This window comes from Methylibium sp. (genome assembly GCF_031393925.1).
GTDB lineage: Bacteria > Pseudomonadota > Gammaproteobacteria > Burkholderiales > Burkholderiaceae_C > Methylibium.
Map to the genome: position 1 here is coordinate 1 of NZ_JANMWL010000046.1, position 1,507 is coordinate 1,507.

At 71.3% G+C, this 1,507-nt stretch carries 2 protein-coding genes; both read right to left on the bottom strand.

The features are described from left to right. Positions 1–21: 21 nt before the first annotated feature. Positions 22–309, bottom strand: a complete 288-nt coding sequence (locus tag RMO12_RS03420; protein ID WP_309638203.1) for a hypothetical protein — start codon at positions 307–309, stop codon at positions 22–24. A gap of 262 nt (positions 310–571) precedes the next feature. Continuing rightward, a partial coding sequence (locus RMO12_RS03425; RefSeq protein WP_309638204.1) for a PHB depolymerase family esterase occupies positions 572–1,507 on the bottom strand: 936 nt, incomplete at its 5' end.

Here is a 1,507-nt window from a genome sequence, read left to right on the forward strand (position 1 = left end):
GATCGGCGCGCGTGGCGCCGTTCAGCCGAGCAGACTGATTGCGCCCTGGTAGATGCCCACGAGCAGGGCGCAGCAACCGAGGTTGAGCGCCATGTGGCGCGCGCCCTGGTCGACGCGGATGCCCAGGCGCACGCACACGCAGCCCCAGAAGATCACCAGCAGGGCGGCGCCCGCATCGTCGCGCTCGAGTGGGCTGCCCAGGCGCAGCGCCAGCGCCACGCAGGCGAGCCAGAGGCCCGAGGCCAGCACGGCCGCGGCCGTGACTTCGTTGACTGAGGGCTTGCGCAGGGGAATGCCGATGATCTTCATGCGGAGTGGTCGGTGCGGGAAAACGGAAATCGCGAGTTTGGCAGGGCGGCTGTGCGTCGCTCCGATACCCCTGCGGCCCCGCGTGCGGGCGGCGTGAAGCCTGCACGGAAGGGCTGCTCGAAACCGGTGCTGACAATTGGCATCCGCCGGTGTCCGTTTCTCGCTCCCCCGTTGGGGGAGGGCCGGGGTGGGGGCCAAGCCCGAACCGACCTCCGCGCTGCCCCCATCCCCGCCTTCTCCCACCAGGGGAAGGCGTCGCAAATCAAACCCGAAACTGCCTGGCCGCGAACGCCCAGGCCATGCGCGACGCATCGGGCCCCTGAATGTCGCTGAACGGCTCCCGGGCCGCGCCGCCACTCCAGGCGTGGCCGAGCCGGGAGACCTCGACCAAGGTGGCGACGGTGCCGCGCCTGCACTTGAAGTCGGTCACCGCCATCGGATAGCGCGCGCCGCGCTGCACGCTGCGCCGCGTGCCAGCCCGAGCGCCGGCTGCGTCGGCCCACACCTGCACCGCGGCGTGCGCATTGCTGGCCGACACCACTGGGTCGGCATCGCCGTGGATCACCATCAAGGGCGGCCACGACGCCGCCATCGCCAGCGGCGTGGCCGCCAGCGGCAGGGTGGCGCGGTGGCCATGCATGGCACCCAGCGCCGACAGCGTGGAATGCGCGGTGCCGGGCGGAATGCCCGAATGCATCACCACCGCCTTGAAGCGCTCCGGGTGCCGGGTCACCAGCAGCGCGGCCATGCTGGCGCCCGCCGAGAGCCCCGCCAGGGCCACGCGCGCGCGGTCCACCGGGTACAGCAAACACACTTGGTCGATCGCCTTCATGATCAGCGCCGCTTCGCCCCAGGCGCGCCCGGACGTGGTGTCGAACCAGTTCCAGCAGCCCTTGGCATTGGCCAGGCGGTCCTGCTCGGGGTAGAGCACGAGGAAGCGCTCGCGTGCGGCGATGCGGTTCATGCGCGTGCTCATCGCAAAGCTCTTCGCGTCCTGCCCGCAGCCGTGCAGCATCACCATCAACGGCAAGCGCTCACCGAAATGCACGTCGGGCGGTCGGTAGAGCCGAAAGCGGCGCGCGCCCGTGGTGCTGATCGCCACGCCGGTGATCCAGTCGCCCGCACCGGGCGGCGCTTTGCGCTTGTCGACCGCGGGTTTGAGCGCCTGGCCCATGGCCCGCGTGCCGGCGCGCACTGC

Coding starts and splice junctions, on each gene's coding strand:
- RMO12_RS03420 (WP_309638203.1), bottom strand. CDS start 309: ATGAAGATCATCGGCATTCCCCTGCGCAAGCCCTCAGTCAACGAAGTC.